We start from the raw sequence: 19,443 nt of genomic DNA, 5'->3' as shown, positions 1-19,443 counted from the left end.
TGAATTTATTTTGGGGTGATATAATATTGTTCTCCTTTTTTCGTGAGAAATTTTATTACGCCATTGCCTGCATTTTTGAAAGTAATTTTTTTTCCGTTTGATTTTATCACCACGGGGATCTTTGCATTTACACTGCATTCTCCTCCCTGCTTCGAAAGGATAACCGCTTTGGTGATTTTGCTTTTTTCCCATTCAAAACTTACTTCAAAAGCGCCACGTGCGCAGGCGCCGGTCAGTTTTCCTTCTGCCCATTCTGTGGGTAGCGCAGGTAACAGATCAATCACGCCTTCGTGGGATTGCAGCAGCATTTCTGTAATACCGGCAGTAACTCCCAATGTGCCATCTACCTGCAGTGGCGTATAACACTTTGCAAACAGTTGCGGATAACTTTGTTGTTTAAGATAGCCTTTAAATATTTTCAACGCCCTGTCCCCATCATACAGTCTTGCCCATAAACTCATTTTCCAGGCTCTTGAAAAGCCGGTGCCTTCATCGCCCCGTTCTTCAAGTACTTTTTTCACTGGCTCAATTAAAGATGGCGTTCTTTTTGCCGAGATCACGTTGCCGGGATACAACCCGTATAACAGCGAAATATGACGGTGCTTGTCTTCCATTTGTTCAAAATCTTCCGCCCATTCCTGCAACATACCGTTTGATCCAACCTGTGGTGGTACTAACCGGGCCCTGGCCTTTGTAACGGCAGTTGACAAATCTTCGTCTACTCCCAGTACTTTGGATGCATCAATATAGCCACCAAAAAGATCAGAGATGATCTGCATGTCAATAGAAGCACCTGCACAAATAGTAGTGAAATAATACATGGCGGTTAATTCATCAAAAAAATAACGGTAACCCGGACCCTTAGGTGGATTTTCCGGGGAAGTGGAAGGACATGTAATCAACCAGTTCTTATCATTATTGGGATAGGGTACAAGGAAATCCATAAAAAACTGCACAGCACCTTTCATCACCGGATAAATATCTTTCAGATAATTTTTATCTAATGTAAAGAGGTAATGCTCCCACAATTGATTTGTTAACCAGGCACCTCCAACAGTAAATGTGCCCCAGGTTGGTCCGTCCATCGGCGCGGCAACACGCCATATATCTGTATTTTGATGTAATACCCAACCACCTGCACCATAATGTTCCTTGGCCACCTGGCTACCCTGATCAGTAACATCTTTTACCAATTGAATTAAAGGCTCCGCCAGTTCCGAAAGATTGCTGGATTCAACAGGCCAATAATTCATCTCAGCATTGATATTGGTTGTATACTTTGAATCCCACGACGGGTTCATATTATTATTCCATATTCCTTGCAGGTTCGCCGGTTCTGTGCCCGGGCGCGAAGATGAGATCAGCACATACCTGCCAAACTGGTAAGCCAATGAAGCAAGTTGTGGATCTAATGCTGTAGCAACTGCTTTTATACGTTCATCGGTTGGCAGAAATGAATTTTTTGTTGAAGGAAGTGTTAAGCTCACCCGGTTGAATAAAGACTGGTAATCTTTTATGGCAGCCGTTTTAATGCCGTCATAAGATTTTCCTTCTATATTTTTCAGGTAATTTTCAACTTTTGCATGATGGTCGCCGCTTACATCTTTATAATTTATAAAATTAGTAGCAGCTACAAAATACAACGTTACTGCATTTGCATTTTCAACTACCAGGTCAATATCATCCACTTTCATAGTACCGCCATCTGCTACTGCTTTTAATCTTACCTCATAGCGAAGTTTTCCTTCAATGCCCATATAATCGGCTGATTTGCCCGTGAGCACCAGTTCATCATTTCCTTTACCATCCATCCTGAAATAATCCGTAGCATAGTTTGAATGGGCGCTGTTTCTCTCACCCCTTAACTCAGCTGTAAAAGAAATGCTTCCTGGCTTATCAGCAGTAATTCTGATAGCGATGGTTTGATCGGGCACCGATGAAAACACTTCCCTGGTATAGGTAACGCCATGTGCTTTGTACTCAACAGCAGTTGTTCCTGTTGCAAGGTCGAGCCACCGTTTGTAACCAGTTACTTCTTTTTCGTTTTTGAAGGTGAGCACAATATTCGCCAGCGATTGATACTTTTGCTGTTCTACCGGGTATCCCATCAAATGTCTTCCAAATAATTTATGGGCCTCCAGCGGTTTCCCTTCAAAAATATCCTTCTGAATTTCAGCCAGCTTTTCATGTCCTCCTTTAACTACAGTTGAATATGGGCCACCAGACCAGTAAGTATCTTCATTGAGCTGTATTCTTTCTTCACCATATTTTCCAAATACCATTGCACCCAACCGGCCGTTTCCTACCGGCAATGCCTCTTCCCAAACAGAAGCCGGAGAGCGGTACCATAGTAATGTTGAAGGATCAAAACTTTTATTATCAATGCTGATACCGGTATTTTGGCCATATATTGATTGTAGCGAACAATACAACAATAAAAAGAAGGCAAAAACATTTTTTTTCATACCAAAAATTAATAAAACCGGGAACCGTTTATTGACCCCTGTGAAAAATTGCCCGCTAAGATTCGCACGGGAAAAGAAATATCCCTGTTAAGAGGTTTTCTTTATTTAGTTTTCATTAAATAAAATCCAAATGCTGTTAATGAACACCCGTTCTTGTATCCCACCATACCTGTGTACCCCAGAAAATATCATCTTCTGTAACATCGGTAGGAAAACTTGTATTTAATGTTTTTTCTTCATCTGCATATGCCAGCCTGAATGGTGGCCTGTTATGGGTAGCTGAATAATCCTTGGCAATATTTGTCATCAGGGGTATATCAGTTCTCCTGGCTTCTGACCAGGCTTCTTCTGATTGTTTGAAAAGGCTGATCCATTTCTGCAAATAAATTTTGTGCAAATTAGAGGTGCTGCCACCGTCCCATGCTACTTCCGGCTGGCCCAGGAAGGTTGCAATATCACCACCGGCAATACCATTTTCTGTACAGGATAATGTAATCGCTTCTTCGTATGCTGCCTCAGCGTCTCCTGTTACCAGGTTTCTTTCATATGCTTCAGCTTTGATGAAACTTACTTCTGAACAATTCATAAAAGGAGAAAAGCCGGACGGATTATTGGCAAACCGTTCGCCTATACCCGATACGTTATTACCATTGTTTACCGGATCGCTTAACTGTGTGGGACCAAATTTGTACCCGTTGTAACCCCCATTATTATTGAGCCGTGCATATACGGATAACCGAGGATCACTGTTATCTTTAAGCGCACTTACCAATACATCATTCATGCGGTATTGATCGGTATATGCACCGTTTGTGCCCAACCGGTTATACCAGGGTTCGGTATCAGGAGAAACACCGGGAAACCATAGATACGCGTTATCCTCATTCTCCGTCATAACGGGGTAAGAAGCAGGATCGCCCAGTATTTCTGATATAACAGCGGTTGCTGTTGCAGCATCCACCTGCGATATGCGGATGGCCACTCTCAACCGAAGCGAATTACAGAATTTTCTCCATTTTGCAACATCCCCTTTAAAAATAAAGTCGCCCACACCAATATTATCTGTACCACCAGATTTAAAAATTTCTGCAGCTTCTTTTAGTTCACTTAAAATGGCATGATATACCGTCTGCTGGTCATCGTACTTCGGGTATAGTATGCTTGAATCTAACCGAAAGGCTTCCGTATAGGGAACATCGCCCCACATATCTGTAGTTTTTTGAGCATCGTATGCTTTCAGCGTCATTGCAGCCGCATACAGATTGTTGTTTCCCTCTTCCTTCGCAATTTTTGCTGCGTCCAGCAGGTAGGTCATGGCAATGTACATTCCACGCCACATACTGTTGTTAATATCTACACGGTACTCGTAATCTCCCAGTCCTATGGCGGCAGTATGCCCTGCATAGGATCCCGTATAATAAATCGCTAACCGTTCTCCAAACAAAGTATTGGTTGAGGAAATAATACCGCGGCCCAGCACGTTGGTGCCCGGAACAACAGTAGCCGCGTTTGGATTTTCGTTGATGGAATCAAAATCTTTGGTGCAACTACCTGCAAGTATTAACAATGTGCCGGTAATAAGAAACAATTGCGTCGTTAATATTTTTTTCATGTCGAATGTCTTTACGTTTCAGTCTTCATTAAAAAATCAGAAGGTTACAGAGAGTTTGAACCCGAAGTTGCGGGTAGTAGGTATCTGGAAATTTTCAAAGCCAACACCTGCATTACCGCCGCCCATTCCTACTTCAGGATCCAGTCCATACTTAGCAGTGCTTTCATCCCTCTGCAGTATGGCAAGATTTCTTCCGAAAACAGACAGGTTCAGTTTCTTCAGCCATTGAATATTTTTTACATTGAAATTGTATCCAAGGATCACTTCTCTCAGCTTTATATAGGATCCGTCAAGAATCGAATATTCATGATTATTCCATACCCAGGCGCCTCCATAATACTGCTGGGCAGATACACGCACATCATTTGGTGTGCCATCTTCTTTCACCGCATCCAGTATCAATCCTGTTTCTCTTACATTATCCGCTGTAGTTACCTCGTAGCTTCCGGTTGGATAAGCATGCCATGCGGTAGTGCTGAAGAATTTGCCGCCTTTCCTCATATCAATAAGAAAGCTCAGGCTGATATTTTTATACCGGAAGCTATTGTTGATACCGCCGATCCAATCAGGAGTAACCGTTCCAAAATTTTTGGCAACATTTGTTGTTAAGGGAATACCGTCATCTCCCACAACCATTTTGCCCGACTTGTCATCTCTGACAAATGGCAGTCCCCAGATACTTCCCCATTTCTGTCCGGGAATTCCTAACGTTAAAGCGCCACCGAAGCCGGCAGATATCTGGTACGATTGTAAGCCTCCATATAATTCGTTCACCACATTTGTATTTTTTGCCCAGTTAACCGCAATGTTCCAGTTAAAGCCCGAAGTACTTTCGAGAATGCGTGCGTTGAGCATTACTTCTACGCCTTTGTTCTCAATCTCACCGGCATTCAAGCGCATACCGGTATACCCGGTAGTAGTGGAAGTGGCAACGCTTATGATTTGGTTTACCGTTATCTGGTCGTAATAAGTTACATCAAGTGATAACCTGTTTTTAATAAACCGCAGGTTAGCTCCAATTTCATAAGAGTTTGTTTCCTGTGGTTTTAAATTAGCTGGCGGTAAAGTACCGGTTGGCGCAAACATGGAGATGGAATTAAAGGAACTGGCTGAGTAAGTTCTGCTCAGTTGATAGGGGTCGGTATCTCCACCAACCTTTGCCACGCTGGCTCTTATTTTTGCAAAGGATAAAACATCCGATTTAATATTAAATGCATCCGTTACCACAAAACCCAGACTGGCTGAGGGATAAAAGTATGACCTGTTGTCTGGTGGAAGAGTAGAGCTCCAGTCGTTACGTCCCGTTACACCAACAAACAGGAAGTCTTTATACGAAACGTTAACTGACCCGAAAACGCTATTGGTTCTTTTTTTACTGTCAAACATGGAAGTGGTAGGTGCTCCCTTAACATTTGAAATGGTGTACAGATCAGGAACAGTAAGGTTGCTTGCAGCCAGGTATGTACTGTTGTATACATTATCACGGTAATTCGCACCCGCAAGACCGTCAACCCGGATATTGCCAAAAGTTTTATCAAAATTTAAAATGAAATCGAGGTTTGTTTCCCTTGTGAAAATATTGGTTTGATTAAATTGCCCGCCCTGGCCTCTGCGGACATTGTTTGCAGTACCAGACTGCGTTATCGATTTCCTCTTCTCCGTATAAAAATCTGTACCGCCGCGAGCCATGGCAGATAACCAGTTCGTCATCTTATAGGTGGCAGTGACGTTTCCAAAGCCCCTTTCCCTGTTAAGACTATTGAGGTTCTCATAGTAGTAGTAATAATTATCGACTCCGGGAAACATACTGACATTACCATTTTTTTCGAATTGTTCGCGTAAATATTTGGTATCAAAATCCCGTTCTGTCCATGCAAAATCAACCCCCACCCCTGTATAACCGTTAACAGGAATGTTGTCACTGCTTTTTACCAGGTAGGAAATATTGCCAATCACAGAGAGCCGGTCTGTAGGAGTTAAGGTAAAGCTTGTGTTGATCGTATTTTGTTTTTGATCGGTATTGGGTAATATCCCGGTTGGCGTGTTCTGGTTGGTGAATGCGAAGCGACCGGAAGCCCTTTCTCCCCCTGCACTAACGGCAACACTGTTTACTGTTGTAATTTCCGTGTTATAAAAATCCTTATAGTTATTTTTTCTAGAAACCCATGGACTGGCAGGCCCTGTTGACCACTGATCAAGTTTAAGGCCTGCATCAAGACGCGGCCCCCAGTTAATCGGCCAGGCATCGTTGATGCCTCCTCCATTTCCATCTACATATTTGTAAGAATACTGGTTGGCATACTCGTTATAGGTAAGTGTCGAACCGGGATTATCCTCAAGGAATTTCTTATAGATAAATTCTTCTCCATCCCAACCGCCACCATATTCATTTTGAAATTTTGGCCAATAACCCGGTACATTAAACACGACCGATGAATTAATATCCACGCCCAGTCCCTTATTTTTAGAACCTTTTTTTGTGGTAATAAGTATAACACCATTGGTAGCGCGGCTTCCATACAATGCTGCTGCATTAGCACCCTTAAGAACGGTCATAGACTCTATATCATTGGGATCAAGATCCGAAGCGGTATTACCCCAATCTATTCCGCCACCGCCATCAAGATTGGTAGTAGTATTATCAATCGGCGTTCCATCTACAACAAATAAAGGCTGATTGCCGGAAAAAGATGCATTACCCCTGATCACAATTCTTGAGGAAGAACCGATTGTGCTGCCACCACTTGTTACCTGGGCGCCGGCAATCTTTCCGGAAACAGTATTTATAATGTTATTATCGGCAGCATCGGTAAGCGCACTGTTGTTAAGTTCCTGTACCGAATAACCAAGTGTTTTTTTAGCCCGCGAAAGTCCAAGGGCTGTAACCACTACCTCACCCAAATTATTTTTGGCTGAAATCAGTGTAACAACGATTGAATTGTTTTTGCCCAACTTAATAGTACTCGGTTCGAAACCAATAGCAGTAACCTCCAACTCGTCATGACCGTCAATATTAATTTTAAATACACCTTGTTCATCTGCGCTGGTGCCCACGCTGGTCCCCGTTACTTTTATGGTGGCAAATTTAATGGGAACCCCTTCGCTGTTTAGCACAGTGCCGGTTATTTGCCGCCGCTGTGCACAAACCGTAGCGCTTATTCCTGTAAACAACAGGAATATTCCAAAAACAGTCAGGATTTTCTTCATAATCAGAATTTTGGTCTTTAAATTAAATGCTGTGTAAGAATTGCCGCGTTAGCTGACTTGCTAATCACTCAACCTGTAATTAAATCAGGTAATAAAGATATATTGATCCAACACTACCATGCATACGAATTTTATCCAGTCTGCAACAAAATTTCCCATCTTTTAAAACGCCTTTCTATCTGCACTTCATATCCATATTCTTTTTATTTGAACTACAGATATATCTTTGCAAATGCCAATATTTGCAGACGCAGATCAAATACGGAACCCTGTCCTTATAATTATTATCTGAAAATGCTGTACATGACAGCGAGGAACAACAAAAGCAACCCGGCTAAAAAGCGTATGTCTTTTACTCCTTTAAACTTTCCCTGGGTAAGTACAGAAAATGGACTCTTTCACGTGCACTCAGCAATTGCTTTGGGATCTGGCCTGGGCGTTAAATAACTAACAACGTAATAAATAATGCAGTTGAAACAAAACAGCCACCAGGCCTGCATCATAAATGGAATACCCCAATCATTGGTTATATACATTTTGCCACTGATGGGCACATAGTCAAAACAAAATGAAATTATGCCAAGCACAAATCCGAGGCAAAGTGTTACTATGGAAGCTTCTTTGGTTCCCCGTTTACTAAAAACCCCCAATAAAAAAACCGTTGGTAATAGGTGGGGCCATTGCCGCGGCAATTTTATTGATCGCTTCAAAAATGCCGGAAAAATTTCCACCCTGTATCGACCAAAGCATGGCTGCAATCATTATAATAACAGCCGCAATACGACCCAAAAACACCTGCGCTTTACCGGTAGTTTTAGGTCTGAAGCGTTTAAGCATCCTTAAATAATGCAAAAGAGATTATTCCATGTCGCGGCAATTCAAGAATGGGAAAAATGGTAAGTAATACAGCGCCTGAAATAAGAATAATCGTTTGTACCGTTTCTGTTAACATAACCGATTTTAGTCCACCTATAACGGTTCCCATAAAAGCAACAAATGTTCTTGATGCGGGTCCATATCGTTTTTCCAGGAATTGAGGAAGCGTAGCAATTTGGGTTTTGAAATAAAACGGCGCGAATATAAGTGTCAGCAGAATAATGTAAAAACACCATCCATTCAAAATTACCCCACGCCCATCCTTCGCTATAACCAGAAGCTGCAAGACCCAGCAGCGCCTACAATTGGCCATTTGGAACTTCGTCCGGCCAAAAAATAGTTGATGCTGGTCATTTTCTTCTTCCTTACGCTGAGCAGGCCAATTGCCAGAATGCCAATAATGTAAGCCAGTATTATAATTAAATCTATTGAACCGATACCGGAATCTTTCATGTAATTAATTTTTCTAAACTAGCTAAGTTTGATCTCCTGGTGATATGCTTTTGGCGGTAGTAATTTCACATTCTTTACTAAGTTCTTCTGCTTTTGATATTACGGGCAATTCAAAGTGAACTCTCTTTGTGATAAATTTTAATAAACTCTTTAGGTGTTTTACCCATTATACTTTTAAAGACGCGATTGAAAGACACTACATTATTAAATCCGCATTGGTAAGCAATATTGCCTATATTATCGAAATTCATTTCAATAAATCTTTTGCAGGCCTCATTAATCCTTACCTCATTTAAAAAATTGATATATGTTTTAGTAGTATGTTTCTTAAAATAGCGGCAAAATGACTGTGGTGTTAAATGCGCTACAGATGCAATTTGCTCCAGGGTAATCATTTCAGTAAAGTGGTCCATCGTATAACGATAAATATCATTCATTCTCAATCCTTCACTATCTGTAATTGCATGTTCAAAAGATTCGGCAGACAGATATTTCCACTTTTTTAAGTTTGCCATTACCTGCAGTAATTCAATAAAATACGCCAGTCGAAAACCTGCAGAACTATTCCTGATTTTTAAGAAATGTTCAGCCAACTTTTCCGAATCTCTTTTTGATGCCTGCAGGCCAAGTTCGGTTTGGCTCACAAATTTTTTAATACCGAGCATTTCGGGTAATGAAAGCAAATGCGATATGAATCCTGTTGGATTAAAAAATATATTTACCGAGTGGATTTTTCGCGGGCTGGTTGGGATAAAATAGTTGGGATCATTTTTGAACCAGTGGGGCTGATTGGCGCCGATAACAAAGAGATCCCCGGATGTAAAAGGCGTCATGGTATTTCCAATGATCAACGTCCCTTCTCCGTTTATGACCCACGTGATCTGGATTTCATTGTGGCGATGCAAATGAGGATAAAAGTAGGGTAAACGATCCTCCTGCAGATGAAAGGAGTTACCAACACCTACAGGGATTGTAAATACAATTACCTTCATTTATGTATTTTATATTGGGTTGACTAAAATGCTTTCCGGTGTTTGTCTGGTGTATGAAAAAAACATTTATTTAATCGAATCCTACTTATTTCTAATTAAATGTAATTCAAAAACATCCTTTTATCGGACGATAAAATGTTAATGTAAATATAATTTAAAACCAATATTGTGCGGCTGAAATAATGGATGGGGAATAAAAAATACGGTTCTTCCAAACTGCTAAACAGCTAAGTTTACGTTTCAAAATTCAGGCAATAAAACAATTCCAATCATTAGCAGGAAGCTACCCTTTCGAATGATTTGCATTTTATATGTAATATTCAGATAGTACGGTGGACTCCGGAAGCTAAGGAACTTTTAGTTAGCTGGGATTTGAAACACGCTATCTCCAAGTTGCCTGATTAATTATAAACAAATCGTACGACTGTCAGAACTTTCGAAGGCATTGAATATTATATCACTTTACGCCCCTGTCCCGCCACAACGATCTCTTACTTTTGCTTCTGCTTATTTTATTGGGTCGGGCCCTAAATCATATATTGTATTCTGGATAAGCCCTTCAACTTTCTCCCCGTCAATGTCCTTCAACTGGTAGCCGATCTCCATTACCCATGTAGGTTTTATTTCGGAAATATAAAGATTTAGGGTCTTTCTGTCTTTGCTCAACTCGGCCTTCGAAACTTTCAGTTCTTTAGCATTATAATGATCGGAACCATATTTTCTCGAACGTAGCAGATCCCATGTTTGTATTCTGTAATTGGCAATATCCTTTACGCTTACAGGATCAAGTTTTTTGGCAAAAGTTATTTGCATTCCATCCCTTTTAGCTTTCAGGCTAATCGGCACCATTACCGGTACTCCATTATATCTGATCCGGAACAATCCTCCTAACTGAAGGGTTTGTGTAGATCCCCAGGCCGACAAACCGCAAGCATACAATTGGCCGTCATACGGATTGAACCGGCCCCGCATAACACCGGTGGAAAAGGCAGGTATAGGCAATTCAAAAATTCCACCCTGCATTTGATTGCCCACTTTTTCATGGGGAACTATAAACACTTTGCCATAACCATAAGAAAAATTCAGGAGACTGCCGTTAAGAGCTCCCCATCTTTTACTATCAACCCATAGCAGTTCGGAAGGTGATTGATCGAGATGCCTTTCAACCCACACCAACGGCTGTTCCATTGCTTCGTTGGAACTATCTGCCGGCGGTTTGTAACCAAACATATTGCCATAGAAACGGCCTTTCTGAACCCAGTTGATTCGGTTCATCGGATTCCAATGACCTTCCTGATCGGTAACAATAAAACTCCCATCGGGATTAATACAAACTCCGTTTGCGGCCCGAAATCCTGTAGCTATGATATCTGTTTTCAATCCATCTTTGCTTACTTTGATCAGGGTTCCGTGTTGGGGAACCAGAGCTTCCCTGGCATGACGTGCACTTTTGGCATAATATAAATTGCCTTCCTTATCGGCCTGCAAACCCATTGCAAACTCATGAAAATGATCCGTTACCTGATGATCGCTGTTGAAGCTTTCGTAAAAATCCGTTTCGCCATCGCCATTAAAATCCCTGAGCTTTACGATTTGATCGCGACAGGTTACAAAAATTTCTTCGTTGATCACTTTAATGCCGAGCGGTTGAAACAGGCCGGAAGCGATACGTTGCCACGACAAGGTTCCTGAATCTTTTGCTAGGCCGGAAACGAGCCATACATCTCCATCGGTGGAACAAACCACGCCTTTGTTTCTATCGGCGGTAAAATCAATTCCACTTAACCGCAACTGGTTCTTCCAGACGCTGTTGAACGGAGGCGTTAAAATATCAACTTTGAACGGGCCTGGTTGATCGCCCCTTGTGATTATTGTAGTTAATTTTTCGGGGTATCGTGCCTTTCCGCCTTTGGTAAGAGTATCGAGAGATTCAGGGTGGGCGGATCTCCGGGCATACGCTTTTAATTCTTCTTTGGTAACCCTTGATATCAATAATTTGATCTTCACGGCGGTTAATGGTGGTATTTCAAGAATATTGAATCCTTCGGATATTTTTAGTTTTGCACCTGTTCCAACAAGGGCAACCGATGTGCTGTCAGGAGCGATTCTCATTTTTAATTTACGGGATGAAGGAGTAATATTGAGTGTCCGCACCAATACGAACTGGCTATTCAGTTTTTCCGAACCAAAAGTTTCAAGAACATTTGCGTTTCCGACCGAATAAGAAATGACCACCCTGTCGTTGTGTTGGTAAAGTCCCGTATAGTGCGTCCATTTGCGGGATAAGGGGCCGAACCTCCTGCCGTCCCTTGCCAGGAAGCGATCGTCTTTAAAAGAACCTGTTTCGGGGTCCGCCCAGCCTGGTCCCACAGGATTTTCGAACTGAAGGTCGCCAACAGTTCGCGGAGAAATATTATGCGAACCATTAAAAAGAATGGCTTCCCAGTCGATAAACTCATTCCCGGTCCAGGCGCCCGCAACCCGCATCACATCATGGTCAAATATTACCCATTCCTTTCCCGCGGCCACTCCGCCATTACCTTTGTCCAGTCTGATCGCAATGCCTTTATAGGCAAAATTTTTACCTTCCAGATGCTCATCAGGTAGCGGAGCCTCGCCACCTGACCGCTCACGGGGCGGAGGGTTCAAACCAACCAGTTCATATGTATTGATAAGGAAATTACCATAATCCATTTCTGCCCATGGCTCGTATTTCTTTGGTTTAGGACCTGTTGAATCTCCTTTTGGAAGGCCGTCGAGGTAAGCACTGTCTATCTTGAAATATTGCCCTTTGTTGTGTTCAGCAACAAATTTGTTCCTGATAAAATGGATGACATCATATTTTTCGCGAGGGGTGAGCATAGGTTGAGGAGGCATCGACCCATATCCTTTGGTAAGAGTTTGGTAAATGGAATAGGGGTCATTACCAACTTTGAAAGTGTCTTTCCAGAATTTGAATGCTGTGGGAATGGATCCGTTTTGACCGGGATCTCCATGGCAGTTAAAGCAGATAGTTCCATATATCTGTTCACCCCGATGCATAGAACCTTCTTCTTTTTCTATATCACTGATCAGTTGTCTATGATCAATGTTTTTTTCATACGTGGGAAGTTGCGATTCCTGGAGTGTAAACTTAACATTGGGCTGTTTGTATCTTTCAGAAGAAGAACACGAACTGATAGCAAATGCTGTTGATAGTATTAATAAATTGAATGCTGTTTTTTGCATATTGGAGTTGACCTTATTTTGTGTTTTACCGATCCTGTTCTTACGTTGATGTTGTTTCCGGCTCTCACCCAATAACAAACGGGTATTCTCAAGAGCTTTAAAAATAGGCTCCCTGTAAAGGGGTCACTTTAAATGGAGATCTGTCTTACAACTAAAAATAGACAACATTAACAAAAATACTTAAGCAAATTTAATCGGTCATCCGATTTCCGATTAAGTGCAGCTAAAATTGCCGCTGCTTTTTTATGATCATAACAACCTTTGCTCACCGTCCATTGCAGTATCCGAAGGTTGAGCATACTTTAAGTCCCGGTATTACTCCATCTGTGTCCTGATTGTTTTCTTCTTTTTTGAACGACAGTCCAATGAGCCGATTTGATTGCGCTTGCGCCCATATTTATTGTGGCGTCTTTCGTTGACACAATCCCTCTAAATTCCAGAAGTTTAAGGGAGTCCACATAGCGCTATCCCTGTTGAAGGATTCTGGAAAAAAGGATTACAAATGAAAGATTTTTACGATCAATAATGCGCCGGAGCGAATCAAAAGGGAAGGTGATATTTTTAAACCGGTCATTGCTAAAGGCATTAACTTTTCCAAAATGCTAAAAAAAATGGAATTAATCGTAGGGAATTAAAGTACTATGATTGGGGCACTTTTTATGAAAGTAGTGATCGTAAATAAAAAAGGGTGCATAGAAATGCTCCCCGTTTTAAATCCAATATCCTATGAAAAACCGGTGTGAAGATAGCTGTTGCAAACAATGCTCAGGATAGTGCAGCCTATTTATATTTTGTCCTGTGAAGTACTACAAATGCTGCCTGGAAAACAAAAAAACAAGACCGCACAACTTTTCAAAATAACGGACAAAGAATTGGTGATCAATCTATAGTATAATAACTAAAAAGATATGCAATACATTACTAAATAATTTAGTAATTATGCGTTTAAATAGAATTAAATATTCTCAACCGGACTTTTTTCATGACAGATGCAAAAGCTGATATCATCGCCCGCCTGCAAAAGGATATCCTTCCGCTACAAGGCCTGAGGTCCGCCGCTGATGGATTGAGTCCGAACATGGGATTAGGGACAATCAACGATGCATTTCCCAACAATTGCTTTCCTTTGGGAGCCATCCATGAGTTTCTTACCGGGGGACCGGAAAACGCCGCTGCTTCCAGCGGGTTTATCGCAGGACTGTTATCGTCGCTCATGCGCAACAGCGGTGCTGCGCTGTGGATCAGTCCCCGGCGTTTCATTTTTCCACCGGCACTGAAAAGCTTTGGTATCACGGCGGACCGGGTTGTTTTTATTGACGTTCCGAAAGAAAAAGACAAACTTTGGGTGATGGAAGAAGCACTCAAATGCAGTGCGCTCTCCGCAGTAGTGGCGGAAATCCCCGAAATCAGCTTTACCAACTCCCGCCGGTTGCAACTGGCTGTTGAACAAAGCCGGGTCACGGGTTTTATCCTTCGAAGCAATCCCCGTCATCTCACTACCACCGCCGCTGTCTGCCGCTGGCAAATCAGTTCTCTGACCAGTGAACCCGAAGAAGGGTTGCCGGGTGTGGGATTTCCACGCTGGAAAGTAGAACTCCTTAAAGTGCGCAATGGCAAACCCGGAGCCTGGGAAATGATGTGGGCAGAAGGAAAGTTTCACCACACGCAAAAGCCCCTATCTATTATTTGCGAACTGCAACAAAAAACCGGGTGATATGGGCAGACGTTTTATTTCCATCTGGTTCCGCTATTTAACAACGGACTGGTTCACCCTCCGGGAGCCTGGGCTAAAAGAAATGCCCTTTGTACTCAGTGCATCATCTCAGGGCAGAATGATCATTACTGCTGCAAACGCAGTAGCTGAAGCCAAAGGAATTGATGCAGGTATGGCGCTTGCCGATGCAAGGGCCATCTTTCCCGGTCTGAAGGTTCGTGATGACCAGCCAGGACTTGCTGAAAGGTTGCTTTATAAAATTGCCGGGTGGTGCATCCGCTTTACACCGATAGCAGCCATTGATCCTCCTGATGGTATTATCCTTGATGTTAGCGGGTGCGCTCATCTGTGGGGTGGCGACGAACGCTATCTTGCTGAAATACAAAAAAGACTTCATGACCGCGGCTACTCGGTTCGCTTAGCCATCGCCGATACCATTGGCGCCGCCTGGGCAATCGCCCGTTACGAACGGGGTTCGTGCATTGTCAAAAGCGGGATGCATACAGAAGCGTTGCTTGCCTTACCACCGGCTGCGCTTCGCCTGGAAACAGAAACTGTTGAAAGATTAACTAAACTGGGACTCCGGGAAATCAGCCAGTTTATCACCATGCCCTACCCTACCCTCAAACGGAGGTTCGGAGCGCATTTTATGACACGGCTGCACCAGGCATTGGGTCAGGAAGAAGAGATCATTCAACCGGTACAGCCCATTGTTCCCTACAGCGAACGGCTGCCCTGCATAGAACCGATCGTGACAGCGACAGGGATTGAAATGGCGCTGCAGCGCCTGCTCGAAACTTTGTGCAGCAGATTGCAGCGTGAACAAAAAGGACTTCGGGTGGCTGTTTTCAAAGGCTACCGCGTTGACGGGAAAACCCAGCAGGTTGATATTGGCACCAACAGGCCTTCGTGTAATGCCAGACACCTGCTCAAACTATTTGAAGATAAGCTTTCTACTATCGAACCCGACCTGGGCATTGAGCTTTTTATACTCCAGGCACCCAAAGTGGAAGATCATTATGCCATCCAGGAAAAATTATGGGAGGGCGCAGGCGGGCTGGAAGACCTGCGGTTATCGGAACTAATAGACCGGCTGGCTGGCAGGATCGGCATGAATGCCATTCGCAGGTATGTACCGGATGAGCATTACTGGCCGGAGCGATCCATTAAACCGGCAACATCTTTACAGGAAACGCCCGCTAGTTCATGGGAACTGAAACGCCCGCGGCCCATTCACTTGCTGCCCAGGCCTGAACGCATTGAAGTTACAGCGCCGATCCCGGATTACCCGCCCATGTTATTCAGGTATAAAGGGAAGCTGCATACTATTAAAAGGGCAGATGGCCCCGAGCGTATCGAACAGGAATGGTGGTTCGAGCAGGGACAGCACCGGGATTATTATTACGCAGAGGATCAGGAAGGAAAAAGGTACTGGCTGTTTCGCCTCGGGCATTACGACAGCGAAAAAACATACCAGTGGTTTATACATGGATTTTTTGCGTGAAGAAAGTTATGAGCTATACAGAATTACAGGTAACATCGAACTTTAGTTTTCTGCGTGGTGCTTCCCATCCCGAAGAACTGGTGGAGCAGGCAGCCGCATACGGGTATAGCGCCATTGCAATTACCGATCGCAATAGCTTTGCAGGGATCGTCCGGGCACATGCTGCCGCTAAAAAGAAAAACATCAGATTGATCCCCGCCTGCAGACTGGACCTTTTAGACGGTCCGAGCCTGCTGGCATATCCTACTAACAATGCCGCCTATTCGAAGCTGTCTAATTTACTCACCAGGGGAAATATCCGGGCCGAGAAAGGTGAATGTCATCTGTACAAGCACGATGTTTTCGAAGTGGCCGGTGGTATACAATTTATTCTGCTCCCTCCTACTGAATTAAACGAACGCTTTGATTTTGATTCCAAATTCAAACAAGAATTGCAAGCGTGCAGTGAAGTATTTAAAGGTGATTTGTCCATCGCTGCCACACGCTCTTACCGGGGTGATGATGCCAAACAGCTTTATCGTTTATATCAACTCTCCGTTAGTTATAAAGTGCCGATGGTGGCGACCAATGACGTGCACTATCATCATCCTTTGCGCCGGGAACTGCAGGATATTGTTACCTGCGTGCGGGAAAAATGTACCATTTACAATGCGGGCTTTAGATTGCATCCTAACGCAGAACGGTACCTGAAAACAACCAGCGAGATGCAACGGTTGTTCCGGCAGTACCCCGATGCTATCCAACAAACAAAACACATTGAAGCCGCCTGCCAGTTCTCTCTCTCGGAATTAAAATACCGCTATCCCAAAGAGATCACGACAGCAGGACGCTCACCACAGGAGGAGCTCACCTGGTTAGCCTGGCAGGGCGCCAGGCAGATGTATCCTGAAGGTATCCCCGAGAAAATATCGAATGCTGTTCACTATGAACTGACATTTATGGAAGAGATGCAGTACGCCGAATATTTTTTGACGGTTTATGACATTTTGCGTTTTGCGCGTGAACAAAATATCCTTTGCCAGGGCCGCGGGTCTGCCGCCAATTCCACGGTATGTTATTGCCTGGGTATTACTTCGGTGGATCCTACTAAATTTGATCTGCTGTTTGAACGTTTTATTTCTTCGGCCCGCAATGAACCGCCGGACATTGATGTGGATTTTGAACATGAACGGCGCGAAGAGGTGATGCAATACATTTATCAAAAGTACGGGCGCGACCGGGCAGCCATTGTGGCTACGGTAACCCAACAGCACCAGAAAGGCGCTATCCGTGACGTAGGAAAGGCGATGGGGTTATCGGTAGATACCATCAACCGGATATCCGGTTCCATCTGGGAATTTACCGATGAATGGTTCGAGGGCAAACGGATTGAGGAGCAGGGTTTGAATCCCCAGGACAAACACCTGCGCAAGGTTTTGCAATTTACCCGGGAATTCATGGGATTCCCGCGCCAGTTGGGACAGCATACCGGAGGCTTTGTGATAACAGATGGAAAACTGTCTGACCTTTGCCCGATCCTCAATGCCAGGATGAAAGACCGAACCTGCATTGAATGGAACAAGGATGATATTGACGCGCTCGGGTTTTTAAAAATTGATGTGCTGGCCCTCGGTATGCTGACCTGTATCCGCAAAGCATTTGATAAAGCAAAGCTGCATTACGGGTTAAACCTTACCCTTGCCAATATACCACAGGATGATCCTGCCGTATACGAGATGATCTGTCACGCAGATACCATTGGCGTTTTCCAGATCGAAAGCCGGGCACAGATGTCTATGCTGCCCAGACTAAAGCCGCGCACGTTTTATGATTTGGTGATAGAAGTAGCGATTGTGCGTCCGGGGCCGATACAGGGCGACATGGTGCATCCCTACCTGCGGCGGCGCAATGGAGAAGAACCGGTGGAATACCCTTCAAAGGAACTGGAAGAGATTTTAGGCCGCACCTTAGGTGTTCCCCTGTTCCAGGAACAGGCGATGAAGATCGCCATTGTGGCTGCCGGCTTTACACCGGCGGAAGCAGACGAGTTGCGGCGCAGTATGGCCACATTCAAGGCCAAAGGCATGGTGACGCATTTTGAAAAAAAGCTCACAGAAGGTATGACCAAAAACGGCTATTCCCTTGAATATGCACAACGGGTATTCAAACAACTGGAAGGCTTTGGCAGTTACGGGTTCCCTGAAAGCCATGCGGCAAGCTTTGCACTCCTGGTATATGTATCGTCCTGGCTCAAATGGTATTACCCGGATGTATTTGCCTGTGCATTGCTCAACAGTATGCCCATGGGATTTTACCAGCCTGCCCAAATCGTCATTGATGCAAGGAAACATGGGGTTGAAGTAAGACCTGTTGATGTTAATTACTCCACCTGGGATAACCTGCTGGAAGAAAAATCGGGTAAGTATTGTGCGCTACGGCTGGGATTGCGGCAGGTAAAAGGATTGAGGGAGAATGATATTATTATATTAATAGCCAAAAGAGGAAATGGATATAGCCATATCAATGAGATCAGGAATACCGGTTTGCCGGAAGCAGCAATAGAAAAATTAGCCGATGCAGATGCTTTCCGGTCCATTGGACTGGATCGGCGGCAGGCATTGTGGGAGGTCTCCACCAAAGACCGGCCGGTAGCGCTTTTTGCCGGTCAGCCGTCCGAGCCCCAGGCCGAACAAGTGGCGCTTCCACAAATGAGTATATCCGAACATGTGATCCATGACTATGCGAGCACATCGCTTTCACTTAAAGCGCACCCGGTGCGTTTTGTGAGAGAACAACTGGACCAGTTGCATATCCTGTCTACTGCTGCGCTTGCAAACGGGAAGGATGGAGATGCAGTAAAGGTTGCGGGGTTGGTGCTCGTGCGACAGCGACCTGGAACGGCCAGCGGAATTTGTTTTATGACCATTGAAGATGAGACGGGTGTTGCTAACTTAGTTGTTTTTCAAAATCTTTTTGAAAAGTTCCGCAAGGAAATTTTGCAGTCGCGCCTGATCATGGTAGAGGGTGTATTGCAGATCGAAGGTGAAGTGATCCACGTGATCGTAAGGAGCTGTTACAATTTCTCCCGGTTGCTCCGAAAACTCACGCCCTCTAACAATGAAAATCTGCCGGTATTGACCCTTGCCTACCCTGACGAAAAATCATTGCCGCCGGGTCTTGATAAAAGATCACAGCCGCGTGAAAGGGCGCAGGAAAAAGTGATCCCCGACGGACGAAATTTCAGGTAGCACTGTGAACCATTTTACATATGGAGACTTTTTATATATTAAAAACCTTTACTGGCTTGCATTTCAAAAATTCATAAAACCGCATTCTTTCTATAAATGCATTGGTAAGCTAAAAGGTATGAAAAGACATCTCAAGACGGGTTAATAAGTTTTTCTTCCACGTTG

The 19,443-nt window shown here is 43.8% G+C and carries 11 protein-coding genes; 3 read left to right on the top strand and 8 right to left on the bottom strand.

What is annotated here, in order from left to right; translation table 11 throughout:
* Positions 1–5: 5 nt before the first annotated feature.
* From FRX45_RS04540 to FRX45_RS04510, 8 genes are all read right to left on the bottom strand, one after another.
* On the bottom strand, positions 6–2,465 hold the full coding sequence (locus FRX45_RS04540; protein ID WP_152267214.1) for a glycoside hydrolase family 95 protein: 2,460 nt from the start codon (positions 2,463–2,465) through the stop codon (positions 6–8).
* A 136-nt stretch (positions 2,466–2,601) separates the two neighbouring features.
* A complete protein-coding gene (locus tag FRX45_RS04535) occupies positions 2,602–4,077 on the bottom strand; it encodes a SusD/RagB family nutrient-binding outer membrane lipoprotein (protein WP_152267213.1) in 1,476 nt (491 codons plus the stop codon).
* 36 nt (positions 4,078–4,113) lie between these two features.
* Positions 4,114–7,284, bottom strand: coding sequence for a SusC/RagA family TonB-linked outer membrane protein (locus FRX45_RS04530; protein ID WP_152267212.1), 3,171 nt, complete (start codon positions 7,282–7,284; stop codon positions 4,114–4,116).
* Between the two features lie 636 nt (positions 7,285–7,920).
* The gene (locus FRX45_RS04525) at positions 7,921–8,121 is read right to left on the bottom strand and encodes a hypothetical protein (RefSeq protein WP_152267211.1); all 201 of its coding nucleotides are present in this window, start codon (positions 8,119–8,121) and stop codon (positions 7,921–7,923) included.
* Complete coding sequence (locus FRX45_RS23185) at positions 8,114–8,269, bottom strand: sodium:solute symporter family transporter (RefSeq protein WP_193311581.1); 156 nt, start codon at positions 8,267–8,269, stop codon at positions 8,114–8,116. The genes FRX45_RS04525 and FRX45_RS23185 overlap by 8 nt, the downstream gene beginning before the upstream one ends.
* A 158-nt stretch (positions 8,270–8,427) precedes the next feature.
* On the bottom strand, positions 8,428–8,613 hold the full coding sequence (locus FRX45_RS23180; RefSeq protein ID WP_193311580.1) for a hypothetical protein: 186 nt from the start codon (positions 8,611–8,613) through the stop codon (positions 8,428–8,430).
* Positions 8,614–8,723: 110 nt separating this feature from the next.
* Positions 8,724–9,605, bottom strand: a complete 882-nt coding sequence (locus FRX45_RS04515; RefSeq protein ID WP_152267209.1) for an AraC family transcriptional regulator — start codon at positions 9,603–9,605, stop codon at positions 8,724–8,726.
* Between the two features lie 507 nt (positions 9,606–10,112).
* The gene (locus FRX45_RS04510; protein WP_152267208.1) at positions 10,113–12,833 is read right to left on the bottom strand and encodes a DUF6797 domain-containing protein; all 2,721 of its coding nucleotides are present in this window, start codon (positions 12,831–12,833) and stop codon (positions 10,113–10,115) included.
* Positions 12,834–13,815: 982 nt separating this feature from the next.
* On the opposite strand from FRX45_RS04510, the gene FRX45_RS04505 reads away from it, so the two are divergent.
* The 3 genes from FRX45_RS04505 to FRX45_RS04495 are packed head-to-tail and all read left to right on the top strand — an operon-like array spanning position 13,816 to position 19,278.
* On the top strand, positions 13,816–14,547 hold the full coding sequence (locus FRX45_RS04505; protein WP_152267207.1) for an ImuA family protein: 732 nt from the start codon (positions 13,816–13,818) through the stop codon (positions 14,545–14,547).
* Between the two features lies 1 nt (position 14,548).
* On the top strand, positions 14,549–16,051 hold the full coding sequence (locus tag FRX45_RS04500) for a Y-family DNA polymerase (protein WP_152267206.1): 1,503 nt from the start codon (positions 14,549–14,551) through the stop codon (positions 16,049–16,051).
* Complete coding sequence (locus FRX45_RS04495) at positions 16,048–19,278, top strand: error-prone DNA polymerase (RefSeq protein ID WP_226804952.1); 3,231 nt, start codon at positions 16,048–16,050, stop codon at positions 19,276–19,278. Before FRX45_RS04500 ends, FRX45_RS04495 begins: the two co-directional genes overlap by 4 nt.
* Positions 19,279–19,443 lie beyond the last annotated feature (165 nt).

This window comes from Agriterribacter humi (genome assembly GCF_009192765.1).
Lineage (GTDB): Bacteria > Bacteroidota > Bacteroidia > Chitinophagales > Chitinophagaceae > Agriterribacter > Agriterribacter humi.
The sequence above is the reverse complement of the archived record's forward strand: the minus strand, read 5'-3'. Positions and strand labels throughout refer to the sequence as shown.

Coding starts and splice junctions, on each gene's coding strand:
- FRX45_RS04540 (WP_152267214.1), bottom strand. CDS start 2,465: ATGAAAAAAAATGTTTTTGCCTTCTTTTTATTGTTGTATTGTTCGCTA.
- FRX45_RS04535 (WP_152267213.1), bottom strand. CDS start 4,077: ATGAAAAAAATATTAACGACGCAATTGTTTCTTATTACCGGCACATTG.
- FRX45_RS04530 (WP_152267212.1), bottom strand. CDS start 7,284: ATGAAGAAAATCCTGACTGTTTTTGGAATATTCCTGTTGTTTACAGGA.
- FRX45_RS04525 (WP_152267211.1), bottom strand. CDS start 8,121: ATGCTTAAACGCTTCAGACCTAAAACTACCGGTAAAGCGCAGGTGTTT.
- FRX45_RS23185 (WP_193311581.1), bottom strand. CDS start 8,269: ATGGGAACCGTTATAGGTGGACTAAAATCGGTTATGTTAACAGAAACG.
- FRX45_RS23180 (WP_193311580.1), bottom strand. CDS start 8,613: ATGAAAGATTCCGGTATCGGTTCAATAGATTTAATTATAATACTGGCT.
- FRX45_RS04515 (WP_152267209.1), bottom strand. CDS start 9,605: ATGAAGGTAATTGTATTTACAATCCCTGTAGGTGTTGGTAACTCCTTT.
- FRX45_RS04510 (WP_152267208.1), bottom strand. CDS start 12,833: ATGCAAAAAACAGCATTCAATTTATTAATACTATCAACAGCATTTGCT.
- FRX45_RS04505 (WP_152267207.1), top strand. CDS start 13,816: ATGACAGATGCAAAAGCTGATATCATCGCCCGCCTGCAAAAGGATATC.
- FRX45_RS04500 (WP_152267206.1), top strand. CDS start 14,549: ATGGGCAGACGTTTTATTTCCATCTGGTTCCGCTATTTAACAACGGAC.